The 7,919-nt window shown below is 55.1% G+C and carries 9 protein-coding genes; 3 read left to right on the top strand and 6 right to left on the bottom strand.

Annotation, left to right across the window (positions count from 1 at the left end; all coding sequences use genetic code 11):
• The coding region (locus NXS13_RS02260) for a biotin/lipoyl-containing protein (RefSeq protein WP_310470050.1) at nt 1-913 on the bottom strand (913 nt) is incomplete at its 3' end.
• A 142-nt stretch (nt 914-1,055) separates the two neighbouring features.
• Here NXS13_RS02260 and NXS13_RS02255 point away from each other — a divergent pair.
• Nucleotides 1,056-1,442, top strand: a complete 387-nt coding sequence (locus NXS13_RS02255) for an oxidoreductase (protein ID WP_259075997.1) — start codon at nt 1,056-1,058, stop codon at nt 1,440-1,442.
• Between the two features lie 36 nt (nt 1,443-1,478).
• Here the strand turns inward: NXS13_RS02255 and NXS13_RS02250 are convergent, their stop codons facing one another.
• The gene (locus NXS13_RS02250; protein WP_259289279.1) at nt 1,479-2,972 is read right to left on the bottom strand and encodes a leucyl aminopeptidase; all 1,494 of its coding nucleotides are present in this window, start codon (nt 2,970-2,972) and stop codon (nt 1,479-1,481) included.
• Between the two features lie 121 nt (nt 2,973-3,093).
• Here NXS13_RS02250 and NXS13_RS02245 point away from each other — a divergent pair, with 121 nt between their 5' ends.
• The gene (locus NXS13_RS02245; RefSeq protein WP_259289278.1) at nt 3,094-4,203 is read left to right on the top strand and encodes a branched-chain amino acid aminotransferase; all 1,110 of its coding nucleotides are present in this window, start codon (nt 3,094-3,096) and stop codon (nt 4,201-4,203) included.
• Here NXS13_RS02245 and NXS13_RS02240 read toward each other — a convergent pair.
• Genes NXS13_RS02240 through NXS13_RS02225 form a run of 4 tightly spaced genes read right to left on the bottom strand, consistent with a single transcriptional unit; the run spans nt 4,200 to nt 7,328 of the window.
• Entirely contained in the window at nt 4,200-5,000 is an 801-nt protein-coding gene (locus tag NXS13_RS02240; RefSeq protein ID WP_259076005.1) for an adenosylcobinamide-GDP ribazoletransferase, read from the bottom strand. The genes NXS13_RS02245 and NXS13_RS02240 overlap by 4 nt on opposite strands.
• Nucleotides 5,001-5,003: 3 nt before the next feature.
• On the bottom strand, nt 5,004-6,077 hold the full coding sequence (gene cobT / locus NXS13_RS02235) for a nicotinate-nucleotide--dimethylbenzimidazole phosphoribosyltransferase (protein ID WP_259076018.1): 1,074 nt from the start codon (nt 6,075-6,077) through the stop codon (nt 5,004-5,006).
• A gap of 13 nt (nt 6,078-6,090) precedes the next feature.
• Nucleotides 6,091-6,660: a bifunctional adenosylcobinamide kinase/adenosylcobinamide-phosphate guanylyltransferase gene (locus NXS13_RS02230; protein WP_259076020.1), complete on the bottom strand. Its 570-nt coding sequence runs from the start codon at nt 6,658-6,660 to the stop codon at nt 6,091-6,093.
• Between the two features lie 5 nt (nt 6,661-6,665).
• Nucleotides 6,666-7,328, bottom strand: a complete 663-nt coding sequence (locus tag NXS13_RS02225; protein ID WP_259289277.1) for a DUF3043 domain-containing protein — start codon at nt 7,326-7,328, stop codon at nt 6,666-6,668.
• Between the two features lie 217 nt (nt 7,329-7,545).
• Between NXS13_RS02225 and NXS13_RS02220 the strand changes: the two genes are divergently transcribed.
• Nucleotides 7,546-7,896, top strand: coding sequence for an iron-sulfur cluster assembly accessory protein (locus NXS13_RS02220; protein ID WP_259076025.1), 351 nt, complete (start codon nt 7,546-7,548; stop codon nt 7,894-7,896).
• Nucleotides 7,897-7,919: the final 23 nt, after the last annotated feature.

Here is a 7,919-nt window from a genome sequence, read left to right as displayed (position 1 = left end):
CCTGAACGGCATCGGGGTCGCCGATGCGCACAATGACGTCACCGACGTCAACGGTATCGTCTTCCTCGAACAGGATCTCCACGATCGTGCCGGCCACGGGGGAGGGGACCTCGGTGTCTACTTTGTCAGTGGAGACCTCGAGGAGGGCCTCGTCGACCTCGACGGTATCGCCTACGGCTTTCAGCCACTGGGTAATGGTGCCTTCGGAGACTGATTCTCCCAGTTCCGGCATCACCACATCAACGGCGCCAGCAGATGAGTGTGCTTGTGGCTTGGCTTCAGCTTTAGGCTCTGGTTTAGCCTCAGGCTCTGGCTCAGGCTTGGTCTCTTCCTGAACGGCATCGGGGTCGCCGATGCGCACAATGACGTCACCGACGTCAACGGTATCGTCTTCCTCGAACAGGATCTCCACGATCGTGCCGGCCACGGGGGAGGGGACCTCGGTGTCTACTTTGTCTGTGGAGACCTCGAGGAGGGCCTCGTCGACCTCGACGGTATCGCCGACGGCCTTGAGCCACTGGGTAATGGTGCCTTCGGAGACCGATTCTCCTAGTTCCGGCATCACCACATCAACGGCGCCAGCAGATGATGTCGCAGAGGAATCTTTTTGAGGAGCCTTTTCCGCTGCGGGGGCAGCTTCTTTTTCATCGTCTTGGTTGTCAGCTGGAGCTTCATCGGGGTCGCCGATGACGGCGATTACTTCACCGACGTCCACGGTATCGTCCTCGTTGACCTTGATCTCCAACAAGACACCAGCAACGGGGGAGGGGACCTCGGTGTCTACCTTGTCAGTGGAGACCTCGAGCAGGGCCTCATCGACCTCGACGGTATCGCCTACGGCCTTGAGCCACTGGGTAATCGTGCCTTCAGTTACTGATTCGCCCAGCTCGGGCATGATAACGGAGTGCGCCATGGTTAATTTAGCTCCTATGAATTTAACGTGTGATTGCAGTAGTCACAAAAGGTCTTAATACCCCTAGAGCGTACCCGTTTTATGGCAGAAATGTGACACGGATGTCCGCAAGTTCTTATTTTTCCCCCTACAATTGTTCCTTGTGTTCAATATATTTGGCCGCAAAGGCGCGAAATCAAATCTGAAGCCACCCCGCGCTCCCGGGGATACTATCCGCAGCAATGACCTGGCCTACCTCAAAGGGTGGGTGGCATCGCGGCTGTTAGTCGAGGGTTTTATCGAGCCAGAAACCCTGGTTAACGAAATGAGTGTGTGCCTTGTCGATGAATCGGGTGATTTCACCCGCCGTCGCATCGGCGGTCCTAAGGGTATTGATGTGGTGGCCAAAGAACTAGGTATTGCCCTCTATGATGTTGAGGAAACTGGTTACCCCCAACGCATGCGTGAGCGTATTGAGAGAGAGCGAATTTTGCGCAAGCGCCGCGAGCAAAAAGAACGCCGCGAACGTTTCGAACGCGGCGAGTATTAGGGTGCTGCAGGTACTTACGTGACCTGCAGCATCAGTTTAAGAAAGGCTATCGAGGAAGGCTAGGAAGGTGCGCACCGGCACTCCAGTGGCGCGCTTCGCGGTGAATCCATATGGGCTACCAGAATTAAATGATGGGCCAGCTATATCCACGTGAGCCCATGTAATATTGTCGCCGACAAATTCTCTTAGGAAACATCCGGCGGAAAGCATCCCGCCCGCCCGCGAATTAGTCACATTGCGCAGGTCTGCGACCTCTGATTTTACGGCTTCAGCCAACTCCTCCGGTAGAGGCATTGGCCAAGCCCCTTCGCCCACCACGTTGCCCAGCTCGGCGAGTGTCGTAATGAGCTCGGTATCTCCCATGATTCCCATGGTGCGATCGCCTAAGGCAACGATCTGGGCACCGGTGAGGGTAGCGGTATCGATGAGGTAATCGGGATTATCCTCGGAGGCTAAGACTATAGCGTCAGCCATGACGAGGCGGCCCTCAGCATCAGTATTGAGTACCTCAGTGGTTTTTCCGCCGTAGTGGGTAATCACATCACCGGGGCGGTAGGCATTGCCACCAGGCATATTTTCAGCCAAAGAGACAGTGGTTGTGATATTGACATTTAAGCCTAATCGAGCAGCAGCGATCGTTGTGGCGATAACGGCAGCAGAGCCACCCATATCGGTGATCATGAGATCCATATTGGCCCCGGGCTTGATGGAAATACCACCGGTATCGAATGTAATACCCTTGCCCACGAAGGAAATATGTTTAGTGTCTTCGTGCCCTTGAGGTGCGCGGTATTTCAATTGCACCAAGCGCGGCTTGCGGCTCGAACCCTGGCCCACGGCTAGGATGCCACCGAAGCCCTCTGCGGCGAGCTGGTGTTCATCGCGAATGCTCACCTCAAGACCGTAGCTCTGAGCCAGCGAGTCGATGATGTTCGCGTAGCTTTCGGGGAAGAGGTGTGAGGAAGGAGCATTGACGAGATCGCGGGCCAGAGTAACCGCCTGAGCGGCAATAAGGCCGCGGTCGAAGTCATCCCGTGCGTCCTCGCGGGTACTGATGATGGTGACATTTTCGACAGGGGTGGTGAGGGAGGACGTTTTAAGGCCGTCATAATGGTAAGCGCCTAGGACGATGCCCTCGACTGTTTCTCGAATTCCAAAGATGCCTAAGGTGGTGGCTACATATTCGAGCCCTTTGACCGAGCGAGCTGCGACTCCGGCCGCCTGCCGCAAAATATCCGCGTCAAAAGCGTCATTATCGCCAAGACCCACAGCCACCACGATATCGGCGGCGATACCTTCGATGGCGGGGATTTTAGTAATCTCCATCTTCTTGCCCGTCGCACCCAGCGCGGTGAGAAGTTCGAGAAGGTCTGCCTCGATCTCGTCGTCGAAAAGCCCAGATGCTGCTAACTCAAGACCGTCCTCACCAGCGAAAGCGGGGATGATCAAAGCCTCGGTATTATTGGGCAGTGAGTGTTCTAAATGCACGCGAGTCCGCGCACCAGTAATGAGCGACGATAATTCGTTCATCGATGACTCCTTTATTCAAGCACAATAGCTGAGATTTTCTCGGCCAATCCCCAACCTTAACCAAAATTCCGCTGGATTAGGTATTGAGCTGATCGTCGATGAAGCGGTGTACATTAAAAATATGAGTAGCCTAGAATTCCGCATCAATAAAACTTCCGAGCCAACCGCCGCAGAGCGCATCGCCGAAATCCACAAAAACCCCAGATTTGGTCAGTATTTCACCGACCACATGGTCACGATCTCCTGGACTGAGGAGGCCGGCTGGCATGACGCCACGGTGACCCCATACGCCCCTTTGCACCTCGACCCTTCGACGTCGGTTTTCCACTACGGTCAAGCCATTTTCGAGGGGATCAAGGCTTATCGGCATAAGGACGGCAGTATCAAAACCTTCCGCCCCGATGCCAATGCTGCCCGCTTCCAGTCCTCCGCCGCCCGACTGGCTATGCCGGAACTTCCCAAGGATCTTTTTATTGAAGCCCTCACTCAATTGGTCACGGTGGATCAGCAGTGGGTACCAGCCTACGGAGGTGAGGAATCGCTTTATCTGCGTCCCTTCCTCATAGCCACCGAATCCACCCTGGGCGTACATCCATCATCCTCCTATATCTTTGTGCTCATTGCTTCCCCCGCTGGCGCCTATTTTCAAGGCGGAATCAAACCAGTATCTGTTTGGTTATGCGAGGACTATGTGCGTGCCGTGAAAGGTGGCACCGGCTTTGCCAAATGTGCCGGCAACTATGCCGCTTCTTTGCTTGCCCAAGCTCAAGCAGCAGACAAGGGGTGCGACCAGGTGGTGTGGCTTGATGCTCACGAGCACCGATACGTTGAGGAGATGGGCGGAATGAACCTTTTCTTTGTCTACGACGGTGACAAGGCCCCGAAGATTGTCACTCCACAACTCACTGGCTCTTTATTGCCGGGTATTACTCGAGCTTCTTTGCTCGAACTCGCAAGCGATATGGGCTACGAGGTCGAAGAGCGCCTGATTAGCACCGATGAATGGGAGCGCGATGCAAAGAGCGGGATGATGACGGAAACCTTCGCCTGCGGAACCGCTGCGGTCATCACACCTGTGGGCACAGTGCGCTCCCGGCACGGACATTTTGCCGTTAATGAAGGTCGGCCGGGTTCGATCACTATGAAGCTGCGTGAGCACCTCACGGGAATCCAGCGGGGCGATCTCACTGATACCCATCAGTGGCTGCACACACTCGTAGCCGCGCCTTAAATGAGGCTTAATCCCAGGCTCGTGATCAGGAGAAAACTTGCCTGGGATACCTGTTGGATAAAGCCGCACGCATCGCCATTGAGCCCAGCCAAACGATGGTCACAGTAGCGCGACAAAACGTAGCTGATTCCTATACTTCCTCCGTAAGCCAGCATAATAACCCAGCTCGGTTGGATACATAGTGCCACAAGGACAAAGATCAGTGACCATAACGCGAGGGCGAGTGGCTTAATCGTTCCAATTATCAGGCCACCAAAACCTGTGGGGCGAATCGGGCTGAACCTCGTCAAACAAGGCACCATGGTGCATATCCGGCTGGCCCACGGCGCTAATCCCAGTAGTAAAGGGTAGCTAAGTTCGAGCATCGTCGACATCGCTGCAACCTCGGTCATAAAGACCAACACAATCGCAGCAGCCCCCATGGAGCCGGTATGAGGGTCATCCAAGATCAAACGAGCTTTGGCGCTATCGGCATAGGAACCCAAAGCATCTGCCATATCGCTTAAACCATCGAGATGCATGAAGCGATTGGCTAATTCCCACCCCAATAGAATAATAACCGCGCCTAAAAGCGAGCTGACCCCCAGAGCTGAAAAGGCTAGAGCCAAAAGAGCCGCAATACACCCGAAAAGGGCTCCCACGAGAGGCAAACTCAGCATGACTCGAGTGCCTGTGACCCTGTCATAGACATCCGCACCGCGAATGGGGAGAACCGTCAGCCAGCTGAGGGCAGTAAGTGGGCCCTCGATGAGCGGGTGTTGATGCTCGCCTGAGGTGAAGTGAGCTTTTCCGGACATCTATCAGTGAGTGTTGGAGAAGCGATCGGCGGGGACGGCATCGGCGCCAGCAACATGGGACTGCTCGAAGGTCGCCATATCATTGAGAATATGACAGGCCATTTTGACCAGCGGGTAGGCGGCGGCCGCCCCAGACCCTTCACCTAGCCGCATACCTAGATTCACGAGAGGTGAAAGGCCCAGATATTTTAAGGCGAAGGTGTGGGCTGGCTCGGCGGATTGATGTCCAGCGAGCATCCATGCCCGAGCTCCAGGGGCGAGACGGTCAGCGAGGATGGCAGCAGAACCAACCACCACACCGTCGAGCAAGATAGGGGTGCGGCGCACCGCGGACTGAGCTATAAACGCTGCCATAGCTACCAGGTCGGGAGAGGTAACCTTACGCATAACGGTCAGAATATCGCCCTTGTCGCGCCGCGCACGGAACATGGCATCGCGCACGACGCTGACTTTATTCTTCCACGCTTCATCATCACAGCCGGCGCCACGGCCGGTAACTTCAACAGGCTCGTGATTAGTGAGTAAACCAATAATGGTAGAGGAGATCGTGGTATTTCCGATTCCAGCATCGCCAGCCATGATGAGGTCGCAACCGCTATCGATTTCCTGATCGGCAATACGCTTACCAATCTCGATGGCGCGCACTAATTGCTCTTCGCTCATCGCATCTTCGATATCGATCATTCCACTCGAGCGAGAGACTCGCTCCTCGCCCCACACATCATGGTTGAGCGAAATATCTACCACACGGATCCCGATACCGGAAGCATTAGCAATGGCATTGACCCCAGCACCACCATTGCGAATATTATCGGCAATCTGTGCGGAGGCCTCTTGCGGGTAGGCCGAGACATGACGAGCTGCGATACCGTGATCACCGGCGAAGACCACCAGCCGCGGTTGGATAAGGGGACGTGGAGGTAGCTGCGATTGACAGGCCGCAAGAAAAATCCCGATCTCTTCAAGTCGACCCAAAGATCCCGCAGGTTTAGTCAAGGCGAGCTGGTACTCCTCGGCCTGCCGCGCCACCTCGCTATCGGGGGCGTGAACTCGTGGGAAAAAATCAGTTGGATGCATAAGCCTTCAAACCTCAAGCCTTTCTCGGGTCTTTGTCGGTCAGCTGTTTCTTCAAGGGTAACGCTTGGCCTGCTACGACAAAGACTACTTCCTCGCAGATATCTGCTACGAGTTGATTGAGTCGGCCCAATTCATCGCGGAAAAGTCGCCCGGAGTGAAAGTGGGGGATGATCCCCATCCCCACTTCAGGGCTAACAATAACGAGTGGATAATAGTCGGGGAGATCGTCAATCAACGCGCATAATTCCTCAATCTCAGCGTCCACACAGCCACGCGGTGACTCCCAGGCCTCTTTGGCGTCAATAAGCGCACTCAGCCAGGTGCCGAGGTCATCAATAAGAATCGGGGTATGTGGCTTGATCCAGTCCTCGGGGCTGGCGAGAACGGATCGGATATCCGCGCGGTCCTCGGTTATCCAGGTCAAGGGGCGTCGGCGTTGATGCTCATAGATTCGGGCGCGAAAATCCTCGTCCCCATCAGCTCCACGAGCAGTCGCTATATACAGGCACGGGCCCGAACCAGCCAGGCCTTCAGCGAAAGCCGATTTACCGGAACGAGCCCCTCCCACTATTAGAGTACGCATGTGTACTACTTCTTCTTCTTGCCGCCAATATAATCGCCCGCTGCAACCTTAGGCTTCGGGGAGCGCCAGCGCCGAGGTTGAGAGGCGCGGCCGAAAGCATAGAAGCCCAAGGCGAGGCCAGATTCGGCGGTGGCTGGGAATTTATCGCGCACTGCAGCCACAGCGCCGCGGCCGAGCATGACTCCTTCAACGGCCAAGCCGATCATAACAGCCATGGCAAAGAGACTGATGAAATAGGAGATCTCAGGCCAAGAGGAGGATATCACCATGCCAATGAGCAGGATGAGAGCAAAAGGCATCATAAAAGAATTCATATAGCGGCGCGAGTCAATATAGTCGCGTACATAGGCTCGCTCTGGGCCCTTATCACGTTCGAGGAGGTAGCGTTCTTCGCCGCGATCCATGCCCTCTTTGGTGCGGCGGCTGCGCTCGAGGCGTGCTTCCTTCTCGGCCTTCTTATGAGCCTTCCACTCCTCTTTGGTCATGGAAGCTTTCAGCTCTTTCCGCATCTTGCGGTTGCGGAGGAAGGCTTCATCAGAGGCATAACGCGACTGGAACGTCCCCGGGTGCGCTTGAGCTTCTTTGCGCTTCGGCGTAGGGCGTCCCTTCTTGGGCGTATAAGCCTTGGAACGTGGGGCTTCGGCGGGCTGCTGTTTATCGGAATTCACGATATCAAGACTACTAATATTGCTCCGCTTTTACGAAAGCATCACAAAAAACTTTTGCACCGAGCCTCATTGGGAATCGTATCGGGACCAGAATTCGGCTAGCAGGCCAAAGGCTCAAGGAGGCATAATAGAGGTACGTACCAACAGTGCCGACACTTATGTGATGGCTGCGGTAGAGTTGTATCAGGAATTACCGCGTTAAGGAGTAAAGACTTTCATGACTGCCCCACAGACTCAAAGCAATACCGGAGTTATTTTAAGCGAAGCGGCTGCTGCTAAGGCTAAAGCGTTGCTCGAGCAAGAAAATCGAGATGATTTGGCGCTGCGGATTGCCGTCCAACCAGGCGGATGCGCCGGATTGCGCTACCAACTCTTTTTCGATGACCGTTCACTCGACGGTGACAAGGAAGACGTCATCGGCGGCGTCCGACTCGTGGTGGATAAGATGAGTGTGCCTTATCTTTCGGGAGCTACTATTGACTTCCAAGACACCATCGAGTCCCAGGGGTTCACCATCGATAACCCCAATGCTGGCGGCTCGTGTGCGTGTGGAGATTCTTTTAACTAACGAAAATCAGGCGCTTGGCAGGG

The organism is Corynebacterium sp. ES2730-CONJ, from assembly GCF_024834055.1.
Taxonomy (GTDB): domain Bacteria; phylum Actinomycetota; class Actinomycetes; order Mycobacteriales; family Mycobacteriaceae; genus Corynebacterium.
This window is presented reverse-complemented; position numbering and strand designations above follow the sequence as displayed.